Origin of the sequence: Sphingomonas hankookensis, assembly GCF_028551275.1 — a bacterium.
Classification (GTDB): Bacteria; Pseudomonadota; Alphaproteobacteria; order Sphingomonadales; family Sphingomonadaceae; genus Sphingomonas; species Sphingomonas hankookensis_A.
The window spans coordinates 1012397-1036269 of sequence record NZ_CP117025.1; the positions used below are offsets into that span (position 1 = coordinate 1012397).

A 23873-nucleotide genomic window follows, 5' to 3' on the forward strand; every position below is an offset into this window, starting at 1 on the left:
GCGAAACGATCTGGCATGCACTTGGCTCCGGCGCGCTGTTTCCGGCCAGAAGGGGGGAGAGGTTGGTGAAGAACCGGGTGGCGTGGTCCGAGGGTATGTTCCTGCGACCGCAGCATTTTCAGGCGCAGGACCGCCATGCCGAAGCGCAGCTGAACGCCCGCATCGCCTCGATCCGCCCTTGGCCCTGGGGGCTGACCGAACTGGTCATCGACGAGGATGTGGCGACGCTCGGCAAGTTCGCGGTGACGCGCGCGACCGGCATCCTGCCCGACGGCACGCCCTTCGCCATTCCCGACGATATCCCGCCGCCTCCGCCGCTCGATATCCCCGCCGATGCGCGCGACGCGCTGATCTCGTTGACCCTGCCGGTCGCGCAGCCGGGTGCCGTGCAGTTTCGCGAGGCGGACAGCGACAGCCTCGATGCGCGCTTCCTGGTCGACGATGCCGAGGTCGCCGACAGCTTTTCCAGCGACCGGACGAGCGAGCCCGTCGGCCTTGCCCGCCCGAACCTGCGCTTCGGCGTAACCCGCGACCAGACCTATGGCCGGGTGACCCTCGGCCTCGCCAAGGTCCGCGAGGTGCAGAACAAGCGGGTGATGCTCGACGACCGCTATATTCCGGCGACGCTGGACATTGCGGCGGCGGCGCGGTTGCGCGGCGGGCTGTCGGACATTGCCGGGCGCGCCGGACAGCGCGCCGGCGAACTGGCGCTGCGTGCGGTCGAGGCGACCGATGGCGGGTCGGACACCTTTGCCGGGTTCCTGCTGCTGCAGGCGCTCAACCGCTGGCTGCCGGTGCTCGACCATCTCCAGCATCTGCCGATGGTGCATCCCGAACGGCTGTTCGAGGCGCTGGTGTCGATGGCGGGCGAGCTGGCGACGCTGATCCGCCCCGAACGCCGCGCGCCGCCGCTGCCGCGCTACGACCATGTCGATCCGCAGCAATGTTTCGATCCGGTGTTCGACCTGCTCCAGTCGATGCTGTCGGCGGTGTTCGAACGCTCCGCCGTGCAGCTGCCGCTCGATCAGGCGGGGCCGGGGGCCTATGTCTCGCGGATCACCGACCACGCGCTGTACCAGACCGGCTATTTCTACCTCGCGGTATCGGCCGCCGCGCCGGTCGAGGAAATTCGCGGGCTGTTCCCCTCGGTCGCGAAGATCGGCGCGGTACAGCGGATGCGGCAGATCGTCGATTCGGCGCTGCCCGGCGTGCCGCTGCGCCATACCCCGACGCCCCCCCCACAGCTGCGGGTGTTGCCGGGCTTCGTCTATTTCGAGCTGGATCGCGGCGTGCCGGACTGGGCCGAGTTCCAGCAGGCGACGGCGCTGGGCCTGCATGTCGCGGGTGACTGGCCGGGGCTGAAGCTCGAACTATGGTGCGTGAAGCGGAGCGCGCGGTGACCGAAGACGGCGACGAGGGCGACAAGACGGTCTTCCGACCGTCGCCATTGCAGGGGCTGCGACAGAATGCGGCGTCGGGCGCGGGCTATGGCGCGCCGCCGCCTTTGTCGCGGACCGGCCATGCACCGGGCAGCGCCCCGCTCGCGCCATCGCGGCTGGCCGATGACGACGTGCCGCTGCCCGCGACACCGCCAAAGGTCCGCAACATCATGCTGGCCGAGGCCGAGCCGGTACTCGCGCTGCTGGCGGCGGTGCGCGCCGGGCGGGTGCGGATGCCGATGCCCGAATTCCACCGCGAATGCGCCAAGGCGATTGCGACGTTCGAGCGCGCTATCGCGCCGCACTATCCGGAGGAAAAGCGCCAGCGCGCCAAGTATGCGGTCTGCGCCACCGCCGACGACATCGCGCAGAACCTGCCCGGCATCGGCACCGATGGCGCCGAATGGGCGCGGCGGTCGATGGTCGTGCAATTCTTCCATGAGAATATCGGCGGCGACCGGTTCTGGCAGCTGGTCGACGACATGCTGCGCACGCCGAACGACAATCTCGACCTGATCGAGCTGTTCCATGCGTGCCTTGCGGCCGGGTTCGAGGGACGGTTCCGCGTCATGCCCGACGGGCGGCGGCGGTTGCAGGAGATCATGACGCGGCTGTACGGCGCGCTGCCGCATGTCCGCGCGCTGTCGCAGGTCGAACTGGTCCCGAACTGGCGCGGGGAAAAGGCCCCGCCCGCGCGGATCGGGATGAATATCCTGGCACTGGCGGCGGCGGGCGCGCTGGCGCTGCTGGTGCTGGCCTATGCCGTGTTGCGGCTGATGCTGGCGTCGAGCGGCGACTTGCCGACCGATCGGCTGGCCGCGCTCAACCCCGACAGCCGACTGACCCTGTCGCGTCCGGCCGAGGCGATGGCGGCGGCGCGCAGCGAACAGGCATCGCGCCTCGCCAAATTCCTCGAACCCGAAATCCGCGAAGGGCTGGTGACGGTCGAGGAGGATGCGCAGACGGTGCGGGTGCGCACCACCGTCGGGCAGCTGTTCGAATCCGGATCGGACGAACTGGAGGCCGGCCGCGAGACGCTGTTCCATCGCATCGGTCGCGCGATCGAGGGAGAGCGGGGGTCGGTGCTGATCGAGGGCCATGCTGATAACGACCGCGTCGCGACGGTCCGCTTCCCCGACAATATGGCGCTGTCGGAGGCGCGGGCGGAGACGGTAGGGCGGCTGATCCGCGACGACCTGTCCGATCCGTCGCGCGTGACGACCAAGGGGCTGGGGGAAAGCGTGCCGATCGCGTCCAACGATACGCCGGAGGGCAAGTCGCAGAACCGCCGGGTCGAGATCATCGTGCCGAGGCGTTCATGATGCGGCGGTTCTTCACCAACTGGTATGCGGTGACGCTGCTATCGGCGCTGGTGCTGGCGCTGATCATTGTCTTCGCACTGCCGCTGTTCTTCGCCTTCTTCCGGCCGTGGAGCGTCCGGATCGCGTTCGTCATCGGCATCGCGCTGCTCTGGGGCGCATGGTGGGGTTGGCGGCGGTGGCGCGCGAAGAAGCGGTCCGACGCGATCGCCAAGGAACTGGCCGGACCGGACGCGGCCGAGGAAGAGGGCAAGGCGCTGGGCAGCCGGATGGGCGATGCGCTGGCCAAGCTGCGCAACGCGTCGGGCAATCGCCGCGACTATCTCTACAGCCGCCCCTGGTATGTCATCATCGGCCCGCCGGGTGCGGGCAAGACGACGGCATTGCTCCATTCGGGCCTGCGCTTCCCGTTCGTCGAACAGGCGGCGAAGGGCGTTGGCGGCACCCGCAACCTCGATTTCTGGTTCGCCGACGAAGCGGTGCTGGTCGACACCGCCGGCCGCTATACGACGCAGGATTCGGACGCGACCGTCGATGCGGCGGGGTGGAGCGCGTTCCTGAACCTGCTCAAGCGCCATCGTCCGGCACAACCGATCAACGGCATCATCGTCGCGATCGGCGTCGATACGCTGGTCGGCAGCGACTGCGCCGCGATCGACGCGCATGCGAGTGCCGTGCGGCGGCGGCTGGTCGAGCTGCGCCGCACGCTGGAAACGGCGGTCCCGGTCTATCTGATCGTGACCAAGGCCGATCTGCTCGCCGGGTTCGGCACCTATTTCGACGATCTGGATGTCGAGGGTCGACGCGCGGTGTTCGGTGCGACGCTTCCCTACGCCGATGGTCGCCCGAGCGCCGAGGCGCTGGCGCAGGCATTCGACATATCGGCACAGGCGATCGCCGACCGGCAGGCGCGGCGATTGTTCGAGGAAGTCGACCAGCGCCGCCGCGGCATGATGCTGGGCTTCCCGGCGCAGTTGCGTAGTCTGCGCGCGCGGTTGATGCGCTTTGCCGAGGGCGCGTTCGTCGCTGGGGACGATGCCCCGGCGCAGTTGCGCGGTTTCTATTTGACCAGTGGCGTGCAGGAAGGGGCGCCGCTCGACCGTATCCTCGCCGCGATGGGCGATGTGTACGAAACGCCTGCCGGGGGGATGGAGACGCGCAGCCGCGCCTATTTCCTCAACCGGCTGTTGACCGAGGTGATGTTCCCCGAAGCCGGGTTGGGGGCGACCGACCTGCGCGCGCGCACCCGGCACCGCGCGCGGCTGATCGCGGCGTTGGCGGCGATCGGGATCGTCACCGCGCTGGTGCTGACCGCATGGGGCATCAGCTATGCCCGCAACCGGGCGTTTCAGAACGAATTGGCGGCACGCGCGCAGCTGGCCGAGAACCAACTGCGCGAGGCAGGGGTCGATCTGGTGCAGGTGCGCGAGGATGATGCCGATCTGCGCGCGGCGCTGCCCGCGCTCGACACGCTGCGCAACCTGCCGCGCGGCTATGCCGAACGGCGTGCGGGCGGACCGCCGCTGATGATGACCTTCGGGCTGTACCAGTCGAGTCTGAGCCAACAGGCCGAGGAAAGCTATCGCGTGGCGCTGCGCCGGATCCTGCTGCCGCGCCTGTTGCTGCGGCTGGAGGCGGTGATGCGTGCCGATGGGCGCGATCCGATGCGGCTGTACGAACCGCTCAAAGTCTATCTGATGCTGGGCCAGCAGGGGCCGATGGATGCGAAGGCGGTCAAGGCATGGGTCACCGCCGACTGGGCGGGCGAACTCTATCCCGGGGCCGACAGCCAGGCCGAGCGCACCGCGCTGACCAAGCATCTCGACGCGCTGCTGGAGGATCGCGACATTGCGTCGGTGTGGCCCAACCGTCGCCCGCCGCTCGACGCCGGGCTGGTCGCGTCCGCCCGCGCGGCGGTACAGACGCTGAGCCTTGCCGACCGCGCCTATGCGGTGATGCGGCAGAAGGCGGCATCGGCGGGTCCGGCGTGGGAGGCGGCGAACATATTGTCGCAGGGCGATGTGCTGGCCTTTGCCAATCCGGACGCGGTCGCGGCCTATCGCATCCCCTATTTCTTCACGCGCGCGGGTTATGAGAAGGCGTATCTGCCGGGATTGGCGACGGTGCAGCAGGATCTGAAGCGCGACCTGTGGGTGCTGGGCGGTGCCGGGGAAGCCGGGGTCGGCGAGGAATTGTCGAACGTCCGGCCGGGCGTCGCCGGCCTCTATGCCAAGGACTATATCGCGGCGTGGGACGGCATCATCGCCGCAATGAAGCCCGGCGCCTATTTCCGCGATCCCGCCGCGTTCGGGGCGCTGACCAAGAGTCCGTCGCCGCTGAAGCGCGTGCTGCTCGAACTGCGCAAGAACACGATCTTTACCGGCGGGGTGCAGGCCGGGCTGGCGCGGGCCGGGCGCTATGGCATGAATCGCTCGCGGCTGGGCCGGGTCGCCAACGAGATCGGCCGCGATCGCGCCAGCGGGATCGATGCGGGCGACGAGATCACCGCCTATTTCGCCACCCTCCACGAATATGTCGGCGACGGGCGCGGTTCGGCCCCGGTCGACGAGTTCATCGGCGGGATCAAGGCGGCGGGACAGGCAGTGATCGCGGCGCAGTCGGTCGGCGGCGGCGGCGGATCGGATGCGACTCAGGCGGCGATGGCCACCGCACTCGCCACGGTCAAGGCATCGGCGGCGCAGGCTCCGCCGCAGTTGCAATCCTTCGTCAATGCGGCGGCAGGTGGCGGGGCGGCGGCGCAGATCGGCGCGGCGAGCGGCGCGGTGACCGATGCCTATGCCCAGAGCGTCCTTCCAGCCTGTCAGGGGGTTGCCCAGGAGCACTACCCTTTCTTCGCAAATGCCCCGGACGCGCCGATGGCTGAAACGCTGCGCGTGTTCGGGATGGGCGGGGTGATCGATTCCTTCGTGCAGCAGCGGCTGGCGAAGATGATCGACACCGGCGGGCCGGTGTGGCGCTGGCGTGAGGGTGATCCGGTGGCGGCGGCGCTCAACCCCGCGACGCCGGAAGCCTTTGCGCGAAGTGCCGAGCTGCGCGACCTGCTGGCCGGCGGGCTGCCGATCAAGGTCGCGGTGGCGCGGTTCGGGCAGGGGGTCGGCACGGTCGAACTGTCGAGCGGCGGCACCCGCTATCGCTTTACGCCTACAGCCAACCAGCCACGTCCGCTGCTGTGGTCGGCCAATGGTGGCCTGCCCGAGGCGTCGCTGATCCTCTACGGCCCCGCGACGCCGGGTGCCGCGCCGGCTGGGGGCGATGCGCCGCCGGGACCGGAGATCGCGCGGATCGAGGCGGAAGGGCCGTGGGCGCTGTTCCGGTTGATGGACCGTGCCGAGAAGCGCAATGCCGGCGAGCAGCGGATCGAGGCCGGGTTCGGCGACGGCGCGGCGCGCAGCACGCTGGCCATCGCGCTGCCGACGAAGCGTAACCCGTTCAGCCGCGCCGGGCTGTGGTCGTTCCGTTGCCCGAGGGCGCTATGATGGCATGGGTTTTCGGCAAGCTGCCCGCGCATGGCGATTTCGTGGCGCGCGGCATGGATGCGGCGACCCGCGGGATGCTGGACGACTGGCTGGCGGCGGCGATGGAGGCGGCGCGGGTGCGGTATCCGGATTTTGCGGACCGGTTTGACGCGGCGCAGCCGTGGCGTGCGGAGGGTAATGGCGTAGCCGGGGCGATCGCCGCGTCCCAGGATGCGGTGGGTCGGCGCTTTCCATTGCTGCTGCTGACCGATGGCGACCGCCATGATCCGGCGGCGTGCGAGGAACTGCTCTACGCCGCGATCACCGAAGGCTGGGACGTGGACCGGCTGGCGGCGGTGGGGGCACCCCCTCGCCGCCCGGTGGCACGCTGGATCGGCGAGGACCGTTCGCTGAATGGTGCTCGCCCGGTCGACCTGATCGGCGAGATGCTGGCATGAGCGGCGCGGTCCGTGCGCGCGGGGTCGCCGCGACCCATCCGGGGCTGAAGCGCCGCATCAACGAGGACCGCTTCTGCGCCCGCCCCGATCTGGGGCTGTGGGCGGTGGCCGATGGCATGGGCGGCCATGCCCATGGCGACTGGGCCTCGAACGCGGTGGTCCAGGCTTTGGAAGGGGTGGCGCTGCCCGCCGATTTCCACGACGCCACGCGCACGGTTGCCGATGCGGTGCACAGCGCCAACCGCCGTATCTGGGCCGAGGCGCAGCGGCGGACGCAGCAAATGGGGTCGACCGTCGTCGCGCTGCTGGTGCAGCAGGGCTGTTTCTCGGCGATCTGGGTCGGCGACAGCCGCGCCTATGTCCTGCGCGACGGTGTGCTGCACCCGCTGACCCGCGATCACAGCCAAGTGCAGGAAATGGTCGATCGCGGGCTGATCTCGCCCGAACAGGCGCGCGACCATCCGCGCGGCCATGTGCTCGCGCGCGCCGTCGGCGTGGGCGCGCGGCTGGAGGTCGATGTCGTGACCGACGATGCGCTGCCGGGCGACCTGTTCCTGCTGTGCAGCGACGGGCTGACTGCGACCACCGACGAGGCGACGATTGCCGCCGTGATGGCGATGCCCGACCGGCAGGCCGCGCTCGACCGGTTGATCGAAGGTGCGTTGGCAGGCGGGGCGCCGGACAATGTGACGATCGTGCTGGTCGCGGTCGAGGAAGCGACGACGCTGTCGCTCGGGCGAGGCGTCGCATGATCGGCGAGGATGACCACGACCGCACCGTGTTTCAGCCGGGCGACGGCGATGGCGATCGCACCGTGTTCGAACCCGTAGGCGGCACGGTGTCGCAGCGCAGCGCCCATATCCAGCCCGGCGACGTCCTGAACCACATGTTCGTCGTGCGCCGTTTCCTGGCACGTGGCGGCATGGGCGAGGTGTTCGAGGGCGCGAACCTTGCCACCGACGAACGCGTCGCGATCAAGGTGATGCTGCCCGCGCTGGCCGCCGATCCGAACGTCATCACCCTGTTCAAGCGCGAGGCGCAGACGCTCACCCGGCTGCATCACGAGGCGGTGGTGCAGTACCGCGTACTGGCGATGGAGCCGGAACTGGGCGTCCTCTACATCGTCACCGAATATATCGACGGGACCAGCCTGTCGGACATGCTCGCGACGCTGAACCCCGATCCGGCGGCGCTGGGCGCGCTGTTGCGGCGGCTGGCATCCGGCCTTGCGGCGGCGCATCGGCTGGGGGCGATCCACCGTGACGTGGCACCCGATAATGTGCTGCTGGGCGGCGGCGACCTGAAGCGGGCAAAGCTGATCGATTTCGGCATCGCCAAGGACCTCGACCCCGGTACGGCGACGATCGTCGGCGACGGGTTCGCCGGCAAGCTGGGCTATGTCGCGCCCGAGCAACTGGGCGATTTCGACCGGGCGCTGGGGCCGTGGACCGATGTCTATAGTCTCGGGCTGCTGATCCTCGCGGTCGCGCGCGGCGCGGATCTGGGGCTGGGTGGCACGCTGGTCGATGCGGTCGACAAGCGACGCGCGGGGCTGGACCTGTCCGCCGTCCCGCTGCCCTTGCGCGGCGTCGTCGAGCGGATGGTGCGACCCGACCCGGCGCAGCGGCTGCGCGATATGGATGCGGTGCTGGCGGCACTCGACGCGGCGGAAGTGCCGGGGGCCGCGCCGAGCGGTCTGCCGCGGCGCTGGCTGTGGCTGGCGGGGGCGGCGCTGCTCGCCATCGTCGTAGCGGTCGCGCTGTTCCTGTCGGGGCGGGGGGGCGACGATCCTGCCGAGGGCGGCACGCCGGTCATGGTGCCGGGCGACCCGGTGCAGAACGCGCGCTCCGCGATCGATTCCGCGCTGCCGTCGGTCGGCTGTACGTGGCTGAGCATTACCGACATCGCGGCGGCGGGCGGTGGGGTCGATGTCGCGTTGACGGGCGTGGCGGGCGACCCGGCACAGGCGCAGCGCGAGATTGCCGAGACGCTGCGCGATCGGGGCATCGCCGCGCGCAAGATGGATTTCGCCGACGTCGCCGTCATCACCCCGGCGGGATGCGCCGCACTGGACGCCTATCGTCAGATCCGCGCGAACGGTCGCAACCGGCTGAGCGTGCCGCAGCGCCGGTTCGAGATGCGGGCGCAGGACGACGGGTCGGCCTATGCCGGGCGGCAGGCGGCGAGCGCGATCGTCGGGATCGATATCGGCGATCCGACGCTCGACTTCGCGCTGCTCGGGATCGAACCGTCGGGGCGGATCGCGATGCTGATCGAGAATCGCCGTGCCTTTGCGGAGGCGCTGCGGGCGTCGCGCAACGAGGTGCCGATCAAGGACCTGGGCAACGATCGCTACCGGTTGCAGATCGACCTGGATCATGCCGGATGGTCGGGGCTGCTGCTGGTCACCGGCAAGGGGCCGTTCGAACCGGCGGTGCTCGCCCCGCCGCTCGGCAGCCGCGGTAGCGACTGGCGCGACAAGGTGGCGACGCTGGCGGGCGAGCGCGGCTGGCGCACCGAGATGATCTGGTTCGAATCGGTCGCGTCGCGCTGAGACTGTCGCTCAGCCGGATGGGTCGCTTCATCGATGGGGAAGTGATGGTGCCCAGGGACGGGATCGAACCGCCGACACTGCGATTTTCAGTCGCATGCTCTACCAACTGAGCTACCTGGGCACGCCCGGATGTCCGGGAGAGCGCGCCTGTTAGCGTTGCGAATCGTCGCTGTCCAGCCCGGTTTCACCTTTTTCGTCGGACGAGGCGGCCGGACCGGGAATCCGATATCCCTCCCCCATCCAGTTCAACATGTCGCGGTCGCGACAGCCGCGGCTGCAAAAGGGACGATAGGCAGCGTCCGTCGGTGCGGAACACAGCGGGCAGTTGTTACGGGAAGCGGGCCTGGACATGGCCGGCGGATATGGCGAGGCCGGCGTCGCCCCGCAAGGCGAGCGTGGCGCCGAGCGTGCGTTCGACCGCCTGCACCCAGTCGGGCCGCGCGGCGATGGCGGCGATGACGGAGGGATGTGCGGTGAGCGTGCGTTCGCCGCTGCCCCGGTCGCGCTCCGCCTGACGCAGCAGCGCGCGGGCATGGGCGGGGACATGGGCGAACAGTTCGGGCAGCGACGCGCGGCTGCGGCGGCGGACGATCTGGAGAAAGCCGAAGCCGTTGACGGCGGTCCGCTCGAAGGGTTGCGGCAAGGTGGCGTCGATCGCCTCGGCGGCAGCGAGGCGCACGGCCTTGTCGCCGACCGTCGGCAGGTCGATGCCGATCGATCCGGCAAGGTCGAGCCGGGCGATGGCCCGCGCCGCCGCGCGCGCGCCGGTAATCGCGAGGTCGGCGGGGGCCACGTCGCCGTCAACGTCGATCAGCGTCATGGCGGGGGTGAGCGATATGCTCAGCGCCCCGCCGGGAAAGCCGACCTGTCCGGTCATCGCCTCCTCGATCAGCAACGGCCAGCCCGCCTCGCCCAGCAGGTCGCGGTCGAACGGGCCGACGATGCGGGCACCAGGCAGAGCAGCGAGCGAGGGGCCATCGCCCGGAAAGGCGTCGGGCAGGGCGGGGCGGGCGCGGGCGCGCTTGGGCTTGCCGGGTTCGGGGGTGGCAGGCCGGGTAATCTCGACCAGCAGCGTCGCCCCTTCGGTAACCGCACGGGGCAGGGGGTGGAGCAGCGCCTCGCCGCCGTCCCACGCGACGATGCCTTCGTTGCGCACGGTAATGCGGCGGACGAGGCGGGCGGGGAGAATCGTGCCGGCGAGCAGCGCGTCGTCCGGTTCGATCCGTGCTTCTACGATCTCGTCATCGACGATGCGGGCGGCACGGATTTCGCCGATGCCGCGCTCGACGATCCAGTCAGCCAAGCGGGACGCCGGCGGTTTCGAGCAGCGCGCGCGTGTCGAACAGCGGCAGGCCGATCACGCCTGAATGGCTGCCCGACAAGAATCGGACGAACGCTTCCGCGCGGCCCTGGATCGCATAGCCGCCGGCCTTGCCCAGCCCCTCGCCGCAGGCGATGTAGGCGTCGATCTCACGCGGCTCGAGCCGCTTGAAGGCGACGATGGTGTCGGCAATGCGGATTCGCGCCTTGCCATCGGGCATCAGCACGCAGACGGCGGACAGGCAGTGGTGACGCCGGCCCGACAACAGTCCGAGCAGTTCGCGCTGGACGTCTTCGGTGGTGGCGGGCGGCAGGATGCGGCGCCCAAGCGCGATGGTCGTGTCGCCGGCCAGCACGACCGCGCCGTCCTGAGGCCCGATCGCGCGCGCCTTCGCCTCGGCAAGGCGCAGGGCGTAGGGGCGCGGGAGTTCGCCCTTCAGCGGATTTTCGTCGATATCGGGTGCCTCGACCCGATCGGGCACCGCACCGATCCGCGCCAGCAGGTCGCGGCGGCGGGGCGAGGTCGAGGCGAGAATCAGGCGCATGGCCGTCGGTCCGGACACGCGGGGGCCGCTTACTTGAAGCGGTAGGTGATGCGACCCTTGGTCAGGTCATAGGGGGTCAGTTCGACGAGGACTTCGTCGCCGACCAGCACGCGGATGCGGTTCTTGCGCATCTTGCCGGCGGTGTGCCCCAGGATCTCGTGATCGTTCTCGAGCCGGACGCGGAACATCGCGTTGGGCAGCAGTTCGACCACCTGGCCGCGCATTTCGAGAAGTTCTTCCTTCGCCAAACAGATACCTCGTGAAATTATGGCGCACCGGCAACCGGGCGGGTTCCCATAGGCGCTAAACGCAAAAAAGGAAAGCACGAACGACCGGACCCGTGGCTGGCACGGCCGGTCGATGCTGTGGGGGGTGAAATAGGGGCGGCGGCGGGGAGGGCAAGGGTGGCTTCGGGTTTCCCGTCAGCCGTCACCCCGGACTTGATCCGGGGTGACGCTTTTCCAACCGTGCCAGAAGAAGCGGGACCCCGGGTCAAACCCGGGGTGACGTGCAGGGTTCAGCTAGTGTCATCATCACGACGGATTATGCTCCTTCAGGAACGCGGTCATCTCGGTGAGGAATTGCAGCCGGTCTTCGCTGCGCGAGAAGAAATGGTCGCCCAGCGGCTGTTCGATATAGCGATAAGGCTTGCCCGCCTTCTTCAGTTCGGCGGCGAGGGCGCGCGACTGGGCGACGGGGACGCGCTTGTCGACCTTGCCGTGCATCAGCAGGATCGGGGTCGAGAAATCGGCGGCGTGGAAGCGCGGCGAGATCAGCTGGAAATCGGGCGCCTGGGTCTTCAGCCAGTCGCCGATGGTGCGGCCGTTCAGGAACTGGCTGTCATAGCGGCGCAGCGCCGCCAGGTCCGATACACCGGCATAGCTGATCGCGCAGCGATACAGGCCGCCGTCGCGCTGCGCGGCGCGCATCGCTGCATAGCCGCCATAGGATGCGCCGACCATGCAGACGCGCTTGGGATCGGCGATCCCCTGCTTGGCCAGATGGGTGACCGCGTCGTTCAGGTCGTCCTGCATCTTCAGGCCCCATTCGCCCTCGCCCTTCTTGGCAAAGGCGCGGCCATAGCCCGACGATCCGCGATAATTGGGCTGGACGACAACATAGCCGATCTCGGCCAGATATTGCGTCCACCAGTCCCAGCCCTCGCTGTCGCGCGCAAAGGGGCCACCGTGCGGCAGGACGATCAGCGGCAGGTTCTTCTGCCCGATCCGGTGGCGCGGCATGGTCAGTACGGCTTCGATCGGCGTGCCGTCGCGTGCGGCGTAGCGGATCGTGCTGACCGGCGAGAGGCGGCGGCCCTGCAACGACTGGCTGTTCCAGGCCAAGCGGTTCATCTTCGCATTGCGGGTGTCCCAGAAATAGAGCCCGCCGGGCTGTGACGGCGTGCCGACCTCGACGAGGAAGCGGGTCTGGGTGCGGTTCCACGACACGATACGGGCGCGGCGGTCGCCGACCGATCCGTCGATCGCTTCCTGCAATTCCTTCAGCGTCTGGTCGAACCAGACCGAATGGCCGTGGCGGTCGGTGACCTGCGCGCCGATGACGTCGTTTTCCTCCGCGTTGTCGAGGATGCCGTCGACGTCGTAACCATCCAGCGCATAGAGCTTCTTGCCGAGTTTCAGGTCGGGCAGCGAGACTTCGTAGAGCGCGGTGAAGCCGCCTTCGTCGTCGAAGGCGACGGCGCTGGTGCCGTCGGCACGGAAGGTGAGCGGGATGGTCATCCCGTCCTCGTCCTTGCGCACGCGGCGGGCGATGGGGCGGAACGCCTCGCCATTGTTCGCGCGGTAAAGCAGCACCGAGCCGCGCGTGGCATCGTTATACTGATAGCCGGCGCGGACCTGCCCGTCGCCATCGGCATACCATTTGTGCACGTTGGGACGCCCTTCGGCGACGCGGCGGGTCTTGCCGGTCGATACGTCGATCTCGAACACCGAATATTGGAAATCGGCCTCGGTATCGATGCCGGTCTGTTTCGACAGCAGGATGCGCGGCGAACCGTCATGCGCCACCCACAGTACGTCGTCGGCATAGACCCCGGACCGGGTCCAGTCGAGCTTGCGCGTGGTCTTCAGGTCGGTGCTGATCGCCAGCACGCGGGTGACGTAGATTTCCTGACCGAAATAATCCTGCTGTGCACCCAGCCCGATCAGCACCCAGTCGTCATTGACCCAGCGCCACCAGTTGATGTCGGTATCCTCGGGCGCGCCCATCGTGTGCCGCTGCTTGGGATCGATCAGCGAGGTGAGCAGCAGCGCCTGCCGCCCGTTCACCGCGCCCTTGGCCAGCAGGCGGGAGCCATCCGGCGACAGCCTGGGCGATTCGAGCAGGGGAAGCTCGGCGAAGGCGGCGATCGGGACGGGTGTTGCCGGATCGACGGCGGGTGCAGCCGGCGGGCTTTGCGCCGGCAGGGCGGTGGCGAGCGCTAATCCGATCCATGGCAACAGCCGCATTCTGGTCCCCCGTGTGCGGCGGGGCGGGCGGCACGCGGCGCTGCCCCCCGGCAACGTCCGTCCGTCCTGATCGAAAAGCCCCCGCCGTTCGGGCGCGATGGTAGCGCGCGCCCGGCGGGGCGCAATCCGCTTTTCGTTACGCCGCGCCACCCCCGGCGAGCGCGGCGAGCAGTAGCAGGGCGACGATGTTGGTGATCTTGATCATCGGATTGACCGCCGGGCCGGCGGTGTCCTTGTACGGATCGCCCACCGTGTCGCCGGTGACCGCCGCCTTGTGCGCCTCCGATCCCTTGCCGCCATGATTGCCGTCCTCGATATATTTCTTGGCATTGTCCCAAGCGCCGCCGCCGCTGGTCATCGAGATGGCGACGAACAGGCCGGAGACGATGACGCCGAGCAGCATTGCGCCCAGTGCCGCGAAGCCCTGCGCCTGCCCGGCGACCCACATGACGATGTAATAGACGGCTACCGGTGAGAGGACGGGGAGGAGCGAGGGTATGATCATCTCACGGATGGCGGCGCGGGTGACGATGTCGACGGTGCGGCCATATTGCGGGCGGCTGGTGCCGGCCATGATGCCGGGGTCGGCGGCGAATTGTGCGCGGACATCCTCGACCACCGACCCCGCCGCGCGACCGACCGCGGTCATGCCGAACGCCCCGAACAGATAGGGGAGCAGCGCGCCGAGCAACAGCCCGACGATGACATAGGGGTTGGACAGCGAGAAATCGACGGTCAGATCGGGAAAGAACAACCGCAAATCGGTGGTGTAGGCGCCGAACAGGACGAGGGCGGCAAGGGCTGCGGAGCCGATCGCATAGCCCTTGGTCACCGCCTTGGTCGTGTTGCCGACCGCGTCCAGCGCGTCGGTGCGGTGGCGGACCTCGTCGGGCAGCTGCGCCATTTCGGCAATGCCGCCGGCATTGTCGGTGACCGGGCCATAGGCATCCAAGGCGACGACCATGCCGGCCAGCGCCAGCAGCGCGGTCGCGGCGAAGGCGACGCCGATGATGCCGGCCAGCTGGTAGGAGGCGACGACGGCGACGACGATCACCAGCGTCGGCAGCGCGGTCGATTCGAGACTGATCGCCAGCCCTTGAATGACGTTGGTGCCATGGCCGGTGACGCTCGCCCGCGCGATCGACTTGACCGGGCGATAGGCCGTGCCGGTGTAATATTCGGTGATCCATACGAGCGCGGCGGTCACGCCCAAGCCGATCATCATGCACCAGAACAGGTCCATGCCGGTGAAGGCGGTGCCGGCGACCGGGGCCTGCGCGCCCATCGCCCCTTCGACGGTCAGCGTGTCGCCGCCGGGATCGAGGAAGCCCGCGCCGCCAATGACGGCGTTCAGGTCGCCCAGCGCCCAGCTGGCGGCGAAATAGATGGCGGGGACGGCAAGCAGCGCGGTGGTCCAGAATCCCTTGTACAGCGCGCCCATGATCGACTGGCCCTTGCCCAGCCGGACCATGTAGGTGCCGAGGATCGAGGTGATGATGCACACCCCGCCGACCACCAGCGGCAGTGCCATCAGGCGGAGCAGTTCGGCGGGCGGTGCCTGCACCAGCAGCGCGATCGACACCATGGTCAGGCCGATGGTCACGACATAGGTTTCGAACAGGTCGGCGGCCATGCCGGCGCAGTCCCCCACATTGTCGCCGACATTGTCGGCGATGACGGCGGGGTTGCGGGGGTCGTCCTCCGGGATGCCGGCTTCGACCTTGCCGACCAGATCGGCGCCGACGTCCGCCGCCTTCGTAAAGATACCGCCGCCCAGCCGCGCGAAGATCGAGATGAGCGAGGCGCCAAAGGCCAGCGCGGTCAGCGCCTCGACCACTTCGCGGTCGCCCGGACCATGGCCCGCGATGGCGACGAGGTACCAGAAGATGCCCGCGATCGCGAACAGGCCGAGCCCGGCGACCAGCATGCCGGTGATCGCGCCCGATCGGAACGCCATGGTCAGGCCACCCTGCAACGACCCGCGTGCGGCCTCCGCGGTGCGGACATTCGCGCGGACCGAAATCTCCATCCCGACATAGCCCGCCACGCCCGACAGCACCGCGCCGATGACGAAGCCGACGGTCGACAGCGCGCCAAGTGTGGGAAACAGGATGATCGCGACGATCACGCCGACGATGGCGATGGTGCGGTACTGGCGGCCGAGATAGGCCTTGGCCCCCTCCTGGATGGCGGCGGCGATGTCCTGCATCCGCGTATCGCCGGCCGGTGCGCGCAATACCTGCATACTGGTGAAGATGCCGTAGAGCACGGCGAGCGCCGCGCATGCCATGGCCAGATAGACGATCGTCATCCGCAAACCCCTCCCTGCGTGGGGCGGCCCGGCTGTCTCGTCGGGTCGATGCCCTTGAAGGGACGCAGCTTATGCCGATGGGCGGGGGGCGCAAGGGATATTACGGGGGAGAAACCCGACCCTGTTATGCTACAACTCGCGTCATCCCAGCGAAGGCTGGGATCTTCCGGCGATAGCACGCCGCAAGAGTGGCTTGAGATCCCAGCCTCCGCTGGGATGAGGCCAAGTTTCGTCAGTGCTGGTAGCCCAAGCGGTCGGGCAGGGGGATGGGCTGACCGTTCTGGAGCGGGTGCAGCCCTTCGCCTGTCGCAAACGTGCCGATCCGCGTGGCGGCGACCGGTGGCTCGCCGTCGCAGGCGAAGAGCAGTTCGTAATCGTCGCCGGCGGTGGCAGCGGTCAGGGCGTCGTGGCCGAATGCCTTGAGGTCGTCCGACACGGGTACGTCGGCGAGGTCGATCGTGACCGCAAGGCCGCTCGCCGAGGCCATGCGTCGCGCGTCGATCAGCAGGCCGTCGGACACGTCCATCATCGCGTGGACGATCGGCGCCAGTGCCTGTCCTTCGGCGAGGCGCGGGATCGGGCGGCGGTAGCGGGCGAGGAGTGACGCCGGTCCCGCCGCACCTTGCGCGATGGCGAGGCCCGCGCCGGCATCGCCGATCGTGCCGGTTATCCACAGGCCATCGCCGGCGCGCGCGCCGTCGCGGCGGGGGGCATGGGCGCTGCGGCCAAGGGCGGTCAGCGAGAGGATGCGGGGGGCGTCGGGCGGGAGCTTCACCGTGTCGCCGCCGAGCAGCGGGCAGCCGAAGGTGCGCAGTACCTCGTCGAGGCCGGCGAGGAACGCGCGGTCCCACGCCTCCTCGCCGATCGGGTAGCCCAGCATCACCCCGAGGGGCACCGCGCCCTTGGCGGCGAGGTCGGACAGGTTGGTCGCGACCAGTTTCCACGCCACGTCGGCGGGCGGGTCGTCGGGCAGGAAATGGACGCCGGCCACGACCATGTCCTTGGTGAGGATCAGGTCGCCCAGATGTGCGGCATCGTCGGTGAGGCCATGTGCCCCGGCATGGAGCGGCAGGCGGCGTAGCGCGGCGAGGAAGTCGGCTTCGGTCACACGCCCGCGATCCACGCGCCATGGGCGTGGGCGGTGGCGAGCATCCGGCGATCGCCATGGCTGAGCCAGCTTTGCACGATCAGCTCCTGGCGTTGCAGCACGCGATCCGGCTCCATCCGGACCCAGGCGAGCGGGCGGTCGGACGTGGCGCGGGCGGCGGCTTCGTCGATCATCGCGGTGATCGCGGCGCGGCGGGCGTCGCCGAGATATTGCCAGACGACCGAGTGCATCAGGACGCGGGTGACGCCCGCTGCCTGCGGTTCGGCAAGGCGAGCGCGGAGCCAGTCGACCGCATCGCCCTGCACCAGATCGACCGGTCGGGCGCGTTGCATGGCGATGGCCGCCGCCAGCCGTTCCTGCCGTTCGGGCTGGTCGGCCCAGATATAGCCGGCGAGGCGGGTGGCGATGGCAGGATCGGTGGCGTCGAGCGGCTGGATGTCGACGCCGCGCACCGACGCGATGTGCAGTAGGACGGCGGGTGGCGGCGGCCCGTTCCATTCGGGACGGATGGTGACCGGGGCGTCTTCGGGACCGACTGTCGTACCGCCCAGATCGAACCGGTAGCGGTCGATCAGCAGGTTGAGGCCGGCGCTCGACCCGATCTCCAGCAGCTCGACCGCCGGGCCGTGGCGCTTTGCAACCTCCAGCAGACCGGCCATCAGGACGCCTGAGCGCATCGGTTCGTTGGTCTGTGGCGGGCCGTCGAGCCACGGCAGCAGCGCGGCGTCGTGTTCGACCAGCACGCGGCGCAGGATCGCCTGCGGCTCGCCTTCGCCCGCGAACAGCGCGGTCAGCTCAGGATCGATGCCGGACCGGGCCAGCGCGTGGAGACCTCCGACGAGGCGGAGCGGCAGCGCATCGGGGATCGGGTCGCCCGGCCAGTCGAGCGTGCGCCGGCCCGTCGCGCCGTCGCGCGACAGGGCGTCGGCCAGCGCCTCGCACACCCGCGCGGTGATCGGCGCGTCCATCGCCGCGCAGAACGCGGCCTGCTGGCGAAAGGCTTGGCGATTCGTCGGTTCGTCGGCCATGGGGCGTCTGTTGCGCCCGCCCCGCACCCCAAGTAAAGCCCGCCGTGCCCATGACCGATCCCATCATCATCGCCGTGCCCAAGGGGCGTATCCTCGACGAAGCCATGCCGCTGCTGGCGCGCGCCGGCATCGTGCCCGAAGCGGCGTTCCGCGATCCCGACAGCCGCGCGCTGCGCTTCAGGACCGACCGGCCGGACATCGACCTGATCCGCGTGCGCGCGTTCGACGTGGCGACGTTCGTGGCACATGGCGCGGCGCAGCTGGGCATCGTCGGGTCGGACGTGCTGGCCGAGTTCGACTATTCGGAGCTGTACGCGCCGGTCGACCTGAAGATCGGGCATTGCCGCATCTCGGTCGCAGAACCGGCGGGCATGGCCGCGACCGACGATCCGCGCGGGTGGAGCCATGTGCGGATCGCCACCAAATATCCGCACACGACCCAGCGCCACTTCGCGGCGCGGGGCGTTCAGGCGGAGTGCGTGAAGCTGAACGGCGCGATGGAGCTGGCCCCGGTGCTGAGCCTCGCGCCGCGCATCGTCGATCTGGTATCGTCGGGCCGCACGCTGAAGGAGAATGGGCTGGTGGAAGTCGAAACCATCGCCGAGGTGACGTCGCGGCTGGTCGTCAACCGTGCGGCGTTCAAGACGCGCGAACAGGTCGTGCCTTTGGTCGATGCGTTCCGCCGGGCGGTGGCGGCATGATCCGGCTGGACGTGAGTGCGGCGGGGTTCGCCGCCGACTTCGCCGCGCTGGTCGATGCGCGGCGCGAGGCCGACAGCGACGTGGCGCGCGACGTGACCGCGATCCTGCGCGCGGTGCGCGAGGAAGGGGATGCGGCGGTCCGGGCCTTTACCGAGAAGTTCGACGGGCATGATCCGGATGCGACCGGATGGCGGATCGAGCTGGCCGACTGCCGCGCGGCGCTGGACGGGCTGGACCCGGAGCTGCGCGCGGCGCTGGAACTGGCGCATGACCGGATCGCGGCGTACCACGCCAAGCAGCGGCCCGAGGATCGCGACGAGGTCGATGCCGATGGCGTCCGGCTGGGTGCCAGGTGGAGCGCGGTCGCGGCGGCGGGGGTCTATGTGCCCGGCGGGCGTGCCGCCTATCCGTCGTCGGTGCTGATGAACGTGGTCCCGGCCAAGGTCGCCGGGGTCGAGCGGATCGTGATGGTCACGCCGACGCCCAAGGGCGAGGTGAACCAACTAGTCCTCGCTGCCGCTGCGCTGGCCGGGGTGGACGAGGTGTGGCGGATCGGCGGGGCGCAGGCGGTCGCGGCGCTCGCCTATGGCACCGACCGGATCAAGGCGGTCGATGTCGTGACCGGCCCCGGCAATGCCTGGGTCGCGGAGGCCAAGCGGCAGCTGTACGGCGTGGTCGGGATCGACATGGTCGCCGGGCCGTCGGAGATCGTGGTCGTGGCGGACGGGCAGAACGATCCGGCATGGATCGCCGCTGACCTGCTGAGCCAGGCCGAGCATGATCCGACCAGCCAGTCGATCCTGTTCACCGACGATGCCGGCTTCGGCGATGCGGTGGCGAAGGCGGTCGATGACCAGATCGCGCAGCTGGCGACCGGACAGGTGGCGCGGGCGAGCTGGGATGCGAACGGCGCGATCGTGATCGTGCCGACGCTCAGCGATGCGATGCCGCTGGTCGACCGGCTGGCGCCCGAGCATCTGGAGCTGGCGGTCGGCGATCCCGAGCCGCTGTTCCGGGCGGTACGGCATGCCGGGTCGGTGTTCCTGGGGCGCTATACGCCGGAAGCGGTCGGCGATTATGTCGCGGGGCCGAACCATGTACTGCCGACCGGGCGGCGGGCGCGCTTTGCGTCGGGGCTGTCGGTGCTGGATTATATGAAGCGGACCAGCTTCCTGGGGCTGGATGCGGCGGCGCTGGCGAGGATCGGGCCGGCGGCGGTCACGCTGGCCGGGGCGGAAGGGCTGCCGGCGCATGCGCGGTCGGTGGCGATCCGGTTGGACGCGCCGGGCAACGGGGCAGCGTAGCTGCACCGAGCCGCACGAAGCGCGTCCGGCCGGCGGCGCGGGCAGCGCCGTCCGACGGCACGGGCTTTGCCCGTGGCGGCCCTGGGTTGCGGCTTTCGGTAGCGGCGCGGCTACTCCCGCGGCAGGGGGAAGGTTTCGGTTCAAAGTTCACTAAGTTCACACTCGTGCGCGATTGGGGCGCCGGGGGGACTGGCGTGTTCGCGGGGCGGACGGTTCAAAGAGCGGTCCCATCCTGTCACCGTCCGCGGCTGTAGGAAAGCGCCCCCTCGACTTGCCACCCAAGGTGGCGCTATGGGGCGGCGCTTATGACCAGCAAGACTTCCCGTCCGCGAGGCGCCCGTCAGGCCCGCGCCGCCGCCCGGTTGGCCGCCGTGCAGGCGCTGTACCAGCATGAGATGGAAGCGACGCCGATCCCGGCGCTGCTCCACGAATTCCACCAGCACCGGCTGGGCGCGACGATCGAGGACGTCGAATATGCCGAGGCCGACGTCCATTTCTTCGACGATGTGGTCAAGGGCGTCGATGCCCGCCGCGAGGAGATCGACGCGCTGATTTCGACCAAGCTGTCGTCCGGGTGGACGATCGAGCGGCTGGACAAGCCGATGCGCCAGATCCTGCGCGCGGGGACCTATGAGTTGCTGGCGCGGGCGGATGTGCCGGTGGCGGCGGTCATCAGCGAATATCTCGACGTGGCGGATGCGTTCTACGACCGGCGCGAGAAGGGGTTCGTGAACGGGCTGCTCGATTCGGTGGCGAAGCAGGTTCGGGGGTAGTTTCTCCCGCCCCTCCGTTTGCTTCGAGCGGAGGTTCGAGCTTGTCGAGAACCGTAGTCGAGAAGGGGGTGCCCCGAGCGACCGGGTTCTCGACGGACGCTTCTCGACTTCGCTCGAAGCTGCTCGAACTGAACGGGTGGGTGGCAAGAGGGGCGCCTATCCCGACCGTTCATGCTGAGTAGGGGCTGAGCGCAGTCGAAGACCCGTATCGAAGTACCTGTCGAGGTCCTTCGATACGCCATTTCGACAAGCTCAATGGCTACTCAGGACGAACGGGTCTGTCCGCCGCAGAGCCGAGCCACCCTCGCAACGCCGCATTCACCGCCTCCGGTGCCTCCCACGGCACGAAATGCCCGGCTTCCACCTTCACCACGCGCAGGTCGGGGACATAGCCGGGCAACGCGTCGAGCTGCACCGGCAGCAACGCATGGTCCTGCATGCCCCAGATCACCAATGTCGGCTGGGGTATCGGCGGGAAGGGGCCGTCGAGCCATGCCGGGCGGTCGGGCTGTTCGCCGGGCGCGGGGACGATGATCGGGGAAGCGCGATACCAGTTGAGCATTGCGGTCATCGCGCCGGGATTGCCCCATTCGTCGAGATAGGCCGCCTTGTCCTCGCCCGCGATGGCGCGGGTGACGAACCGGGCGAAGCCGTTCGTGAAGAAATGTTCCAGGCCGGTCCCCGTCAACCCCTTGTCCAGCGACGTATCGCGGAACCGGGTCATATACTGGCTCGCGGCACGCTGATCGGGATCGTCGAACAGCGAGCGCTGGAAGACCAAAGGATGCGGGGCGTTGCAGATCACGAGCCGCTCGATACGGTCGGGATGGTTGAGCGCGGCCATCCATGCGATCGCGCCGCCCCAGTCATGGCCGACCAGCGTGAAGCGGGCGATCCCGAGCGCGTCGGCCAGTGCGATCAGGTCGGCGACGATGCGCGCCGGGGCATAGTCCGCGACTGCCGGCGGCTTATCGGACTTGGCGAAGCCGCGCTGGTCGGGGGCGACGACATGATGGTCGCGGGCGAATTCGGGCAGCTGGTGCCGCCATGTCCGGTGCGATTCGGGAAAGCCGTGGAGGAAGATCAGCGCCGGATGCGCGGGGTTCCCGGCGATCGCCACATCGAGCGCGACGCCGGTCGACAGCGCGATGCGGCGCAGTTCGGTCATGGATAGCTCACCGTCTTGGGAATTTCGGGAATCGGAATGAACTCTTCCGAATCGTCGGGCACCTTCGGGAAGTTGCCCGCCTTCCAATCCTGTTTCGCCTGATCGATGCGGTCGCGGCGCGAGGAGACGAAATTCCACCACACGAAGCGTGGGGTGGTGAAGGCTTCCCCGCCGCACAGCATCACGCGTGCGCCGGCGGACGAGCGCAGCGTGGCGGCGATGCCGGGGCGCAGCACGTAGAGCGTCATCGGTTCGAGGTTCACACCGTCGAGCGCCGCATCGCCGTGCGTCAGGTAGAGCGCGCGTTCGTCGGCGCCGGCGTCGATCGGGATCGCGCCGTTCGGCTCCAGCACGATATCGGCATAGATGGTCGCGGCGTACTGGGTGGTCGGGGCCGACGCGCCCCACAAATCGCCCATGACGACGCGCGCGGTCGCGCCGCTGGCGGAGACGACCGGCAGCTTCGCAGCTTCGACATGTTCGAACGCGGGGTCCATTTCCTCATGGGACTCCGGCACCGCCAGCCACGTCTGGATGCCCGAGAGGAGCGGGCCGCCGGCACGCTCGTCGGCAGGGGAGCGTTCGGAATGGACGATGCCGTGGCCGGCGGTCATCAGATTGACCGCGCCGGGTTCGATCCGGGCGAAGGTGCCCAGCGAATCGCGATGGTCGATCGCCCCGCCGAACAGATAGGTGACGGTGGCCAAGTTGATGTGCGGATGGGGGCGCACGTCGATCCCTTGTCCGGGGTCGAGTTCGGCCGGGCCCATCTGATCGAAGAAGATGAACGGGCCGACCATCGTACGGGTCCTGGTCGGCAGGGTGCGGTGCACCTTGAACCCGCCGAGATCGTGGGTGACCGGCTGAATCGTCTGAAGGAAGAAGCGGTCGTTTTCCATCAGTCGGCGTCCAGTTCGGTATAATGGCGGAAGATGCCGTCCGTATTGAACGCGATCCGGCGGTCGCTGGCAAGATAGGCGGCGATTCCGGGCAGTTCGGCGACCCGGTCGCGAATGTCGATCAGGCGCGGGATGTCGCCGGTGAGCGTAGCCATGCGCTGCGGAAAGGCGTAGCGCAGCCCCTCGACCAGCTGGAACAGCGAGGTGTCGACATAGGTCCAGCGATGGTCGATCGCCCATGCCCCGCCATGTTCGCTGATCAGGGTTTCGAAATAGCCCAGATATTTGGGCAGGCGTTCCTGCAGGAACTGCTGCGCCGCGCGCGCCGATTCCGGGCGCTGTTCGTCATAATAGGCCGACATGGCGACCGGGTGATGGACCGCGTGCACTTCGGCGATCAGATCGGCGATGGTCAGCTGCCACTGGTTCGCCCATTGCCGGTCGCGGATGCTGGAGAGGGCAAGGCCGTGGCGCTCGCCCAGATATTGCAGGATGTTGGCGACCTGCGCCAGGCGCATCCCTTCGAGTTCGAGGAAGGGCGGGGCGAAGGGCGCGCGGGGCTGGCGTGCGAGGTGGCGCTGCATCGCCTCCACCCCCTCAATCCGGGCGCAGTCGCGATAGTCGATGCCGGCGGCCTCCATCGGCAGGCGGACGAACTCGCCGCGCCCCTGGATGGTGGGCCAGTACCACAGGTCGTAGATCAATCGGCGTCTCCGGGCGCGCGGGCGCGGATCGCCAGCGCATGAATGCGGGTCGCGAGCAGATCGGCCAGCGCGCGATTGACCAGCCGCTGCCGCGCGACGCGCGACTGTCCGGCAAAGGCATCGGCGACGATATCGACCGAGAAATGGGTCTCTCCCGTACCGTCGTCGCCCATATGGCCGGCATGGTGGTGGCTGTCGTTGGTGACGGTGAGTGTTGTCGGCGACAGGGCATCCGTCAGGCGGGTGGCGATCAGGTCGGCGAGCGGAATGGTGGCGGTGTCGGTCATGCGACCTATAT

21 protein-coding genes and 1 tRNA gene are annotated in these 23873 nt (G+C 69.0%); 9 read left to right on the top strand and 13 right to left on the bottom strand.

Annotation, left to right across the window (positions count from 1 at the left end):
* The first annotated feature begins 65 nt into the window (after positions 1–65).
* From tssK to PPZ50_RS04895, 6 genes are read left to right on the top strand one after another with little or no spacing between them, the layout of a single operon-like run.
* Complete coding sequence (tssK, locus tag PPZ50_RS04870) at positions 66–1400, top strand: type VI secretion system baseplate subunit TssK (protein ID WP_232307870.1); 1335 nt, start codon at positions 66–68, stop codon at positions 1398–1400.
* On the top strand, positions 1397–2761 hold the full coding sequence (icmH, locus tag PPZ50_RS04875) for a type IVB secretion system protein IcmH/DotU (protein ID WP_066688975.1): 1365 nt from the start codon (positions 1397–1399) through the stop codon (positions 2759–2761). Before tssK ends, icmH begins: the two co-directional genes overlap by 4 nt.
* Complete coding sequence (gene tssM, locus PPZ50_RS04880) at positions 2758–6255, top strand: type VI secretion system membrane subunit TssM (protein ID WP_232307869.1); 3498 nt, start codon at positions 2758–2760, stop codon at positions 6253–6255. Before icmH ends, tssM begins: the two co-directional genes overlap by 4 nt.
* Positions 6255–6692: a type VI secretion system-associated protein TagF gene (tagF, locus tag PPZ50_RS04885; RefSeq protein ID WP_066688696.1), complete on the top strand. Its 438-nt coding sequence runs from the start codon at positions 6255–6257 to the stop codon at positions 6690–6692. Before tssM ends, tagF begins: the two co-directional genes overlap by 1 nt.
* Positions 6689–7444, top strand: coding sequence for a PP2C family protein-serine/threonine phosphatase (locus tag PPZ50_RS04890; protein WP_066688694.1), 756 nt, complete (start codon positions 6689–6691; stop codon positions 7442–7444). Before tagF ends, PPZ50_RS04890 begins: the two co-directional genes overlap by 4 nt.
* Positions 7441–9246 (top strand): serine/threonine-protein kinase, encoded by a 1806-nt coding sequence (locus PPZ50_RS04895; RefSeq protein ID WP_126013974.1) that lies wholly within the window; start codon positions 7441–7443, stop codon positions 9244–9246. The genes PPZ50_RS04890 and PPZ50_RS04895 overlap by 4 nt, the downstream gene beginning before the upstream one ends.
* A gap of 45 nt (positions 9247–9291) precedes the next feature.
* On the opposite strand, the gene PPZ50_RS04900 is transcribed toward PPZ50_RS04895, so the two are convergent.
* The 9 genes from PPZ50_RS04900 to PPZ50_RS04940 form a co-directional block, all read right to left on the bottom strand.
* Positions 9292–9367: transfer RNA gene (locus PPZ50_RS04900), tRNA-Phe, on the bottom strand.
* Positions 9368–9396: 29 nt separating this feature from the next.
* Entirely contained in the window at positions 9397–9597 is a 201-nt protein-coding gene (locus PPZ50_RS04905; protein WP_066693964.1) for a DNA gyrase inhibitor YacG, read from the bottom strand.
* Positions 9575–10549, bottom strand: a complete 975-nt coding sequence (locus PPZ50_RS04910; protein WP_066693961.1) for a ribonuclease — start codon at positions 10547–10549, stop codon at positions 9575–9577. The genes PPZ50_RS04905 and PPZ50_RS04910 overlap by 23 nt, the downstream gene beginning before the upstream one ends.
* On the bottom strand, positions 10542–11111 hold the full coding sequence (locus tag PPZ50_RS04915; RefSeq protein ID WP_066693959.1) for a Maf family protein: 570 nt from the start codon (positions 11109–11111) through the stop codon (positions 10542–10544). The genes PPZ50_RS04910 and PPZ50_RS04915 overlap by 8 nt, the downstream gene beginning before the upstream one ends.
* Positions 11112–11140: 29 nt before the next feature.
* Positions 11141–11359: a translation initiation factor IF-1 gene (gene infA / locus PPZ50_RS04920; RefSeq protein WP_003049127.1), complete on the bottom strand. Its 219-nt coding sequence runs from the start codon at positions 11357–11359 to the stop codon at positions 11141–11143.
* Positions 11360–11644: 285 nt separating this feature from the next.
* Positions 11645–13579 (bottom strand): alpha/beta hydrolase family protein, encoded by a 1935-nt coding sequence (locus PPZ50_RS04925; RefSeq protein WP_066693957.1) that lies wholly within the window; start codon positions 13577–13579, stop codon positions 11645–11647.
* A gap of 136 nt (positions 13580–13715) precedes the next feature.
* The gene (locus tag PPZ50_RS04930; RefSeq protein ID WP_066693955.1) at positions 13716–15890 is read right to left on the bottom strand and encodes a sodium-translocating pyrophosphatase; all 2175 of its coding nucleotides are present in this window, start codon (positions 15888–15890) and stop codon (positions 13716–13718) included.
* Between the two features lie 232 nt (positions 15891–16122).
* Positions 16123–16998, bottom strand: a complete 876-nt coding sequence (gene thiL / locus PPZ50_RS04935) for a thiamine-phosphate kinase (RefSeq protein WP_066693981.1) — start codon at positions 16996–16998, stop codon at positions 16123–16125.
* Complete coding sequence (locus PPZ50_RS04940; RefSeq protein WP_066693952.1) at positions 16995–18026, bottom strand: DUF2332 domain-containing protein; 1032 nt, start codon at positions 18024–18026, stop codon at positions 16995–16997. Before PPZ50_RS04940 ends, thiL begins: the two co-directional genes overlap by 4 nt.
* A gap of 50 nt (positions 18027–18076) precedes the next feature.
* Between PPZ50_RS04940 and hisG the strand changes: the two genes are divergently transcribed.
* The 3 genes from hisG (at position 18077) to nusB (ending at position 20804) form a co-directional block, all read left to right on the top strand.
* The gene (gene hisG / locus PPZ50_RS04945; RefSeq protein WP_066693950.1) at positions 18077–18727 is read left to right on the top strand and encodes an ATP phosphoribosyltransferase; all 651 of its coding nucleotides are present in this window, start codon (positions 18077–18079) and stop codon (positions 18725–18727) included.
* Positions 18724–20031, top strand: a complete 1308-nt coding sequence (hisD, locus tag PPZ50_RS04950; RefSeq protein WP_066693944.1) for a histidinol dehydrogenase — start codon at positions 18724–18726, stop codon at positions 20029–20031. The genes hisG and hisD overlap by 4 nt, the downstream gene beginning before the upstream one ends.
* Before the next feature lie 305 nt (positions 20032–20336).
* A complete protein-coding gene (gene nusB / locus PPZ50_RS04955) occupies positions 20337–20804 on the top strand; it encodes a transcription antitermination factor NusB (RefSeq protein WP_066693942.1) in 468 nt (155 codons plus the stop codon).
* A gap of 259 nt (positions 20805–21063) precedes the next feature.
* Here the strand turns inward: nusB and PPZ50_RS04960 are convergent, their stop codons facing one another.
* Genes PPZ50_RS04960 through PPZ50_RS04975 form a run of 4 tightly spaced genes read right to left on the bottom strand, consistent with a single transcriptional unit; the run spans position 21064 to position 23862 of the window.
* Positions 21064–21972 (bottom strand): alpha/beta fold hydrolase, encoded by a 909-nt coding sequence (locus PPZ50_RS04960; protein ID WP_066693940.1) that lies wholly within the window; start codon positions 21970–21972, stop codon positions 21064–21066.
* Positions 21969–22871, bottom strand: coding sequence for a pirin family protein (locus PPZ50_RS04965; protein ID WP_066693935.1), 903 nt, complete (start codon positions 22869–22871; stop codon positions 21969–21971). The genes PPZ50_RS04960 and PPZ50_RS04965 overlap by 4 nt, the downstream gene beginning before the upstream one ends.
* Positions 22871–23575, bottom strand: coding sequence for a glutathione S-transferase (locus PPZ50_RS04970; RefSeq protein WP_066693933.1), 705 nt, complete (start codon positions 23573–23575; stop codon positions 22871–22873). Before PPZ50_RS04970 ends, PPZ50_RS04965 begins: the two co-directional genes overlap by 1 nt.
* The gene (locus PPZ50_RS04975) at positions 23572–23862 is read right to left on the bottom strand and encodes a BolA family protein (RefSeq protein WP_066693931.1); all 291 of its coding nucleotides are present in this window, start codon (positions 23860–23862) and stop codon (positions 23572–23574) included. Before PPZ50_RS04975 ends, PPZ50_RS04970 begins: the two co-directional genes overlap by 4 nt.
* Positions 23863–23873 lie beyond the last annotated feature (11 nt).

What these genes read in the sequence shown, in the direction of transcription:
- tssM (WP_232307869.1), top strand. Translation starts at nt 2,758, where the DNA reads ATGATGCGGCGGTTCTTCACCAACTGGTATGCGGTGACGCTGCTATCG.
- tagF (WP_066688696.1), top strand. Translation starts at nt 6,255, where the DNA reads ATGGCATGGGTTTTCGGCAAGCTGCCCGCGCATGGCGATTTCGTGGCG.
- PPZ50_RS04890 (WP_066688694.1), top strand. Translation starts at nt 6,689, where the DNA reads ATGAGCGGCGCGGTCCGTGCGCGCGGGGTCGCCGCGACCCATCCGGGG.
- PPZ50_RS04895 (WP_126013974.1), top strand. Translation starts at nt 7,441, where the DNA reads ATGATCGGCGAGGATGACCACGACCGCACCGTGTTTCAGCCGGGCGAC.
- PPZ50_RS04905 (WP_066693964.1), bottom strand. Translation starts at nt 9,597, where the DNA reads ATGTCCAGGCCCGCTTCCCGTAACAACTGCCCGCTGTGTTCCGCACCG.
- PPZ50_RS04915 (WP_066693959.1), bottom strand. Translation starts at nt 11,111, where the DNA reads ATGCGCCTGATTCTCGCCTCGACCTCGCCCCGCCGCCGCGACCTGCTG.
- PPZ50_RS04925 (WP_066693957.1), bottom strand. Translation starts at nt 13,579, where the DNA reads ATGCGGCTGTTGCCATGGATCGGATTAGCGCTCGCCACCGCCCTGCCG.
- PPZ50_RS04930 (WP_066693955.1), bottom strand. Translation starts at nt 15,890, where the DNA reads ATGACGATCGTCTATCTGGCCATGGCATGCGCGGCGCTCGCCGTGCTC.
- PPZ50_RS04940 (WP_066693952.1), bottom strand. Translation starts at nt 18,026, where the DNA reads ATGGCCGACGAACCGACGAATCGCCAAGCCTTTCGCCAGCAGGCCGCG.
- hisG (WP_066693950.1), top strand. Translation starts at nt 18,077, where the DNA reads ATGACCGATCCCATCATCATCGCCGTGCCCAAGGGGCGTATCCTCGAC.
- hisD (WP_066693944.1), top strand. Translation starts at nt 18,724, where the DNA reads ATGATCCGGCTGGACGTGAGTGCGGCGGGGTTCGCCGCCGACTTCGCC.
- nusB (WP_066693942.1), top strand. Translation starts at nt 20,337, where the DNA reads ATGACCAGCAAGACTTCCCGTCCGCGAGGCGCCCGTCAGGCCCGCGCC.
- PPZ50_RS04960 (WP_066693940.1), bottom strand. Translation starts at nt 21,972, where the DNA reads ATGACCGAACTGCGCCGCATCGCGCTGTCGACCGGCGTCGCGCTCGAT.
- PPZ50_RS04965 (WP_066693935.1), bottom strand. Translation starts at nt 22,871, where the DNA reads ATGGAAAACGACCGCTTCTTCCTTCAGACGATTCAGCCGGTCACCCAC.
- PPZ50_RS04975 (WP_066693931.1), bottom strand. Translation starts at nt 23,862, where the DNA reads ATGACCGACACCGCCACCATTCCGCTCGCCGACCTGATCGCCACCCGC.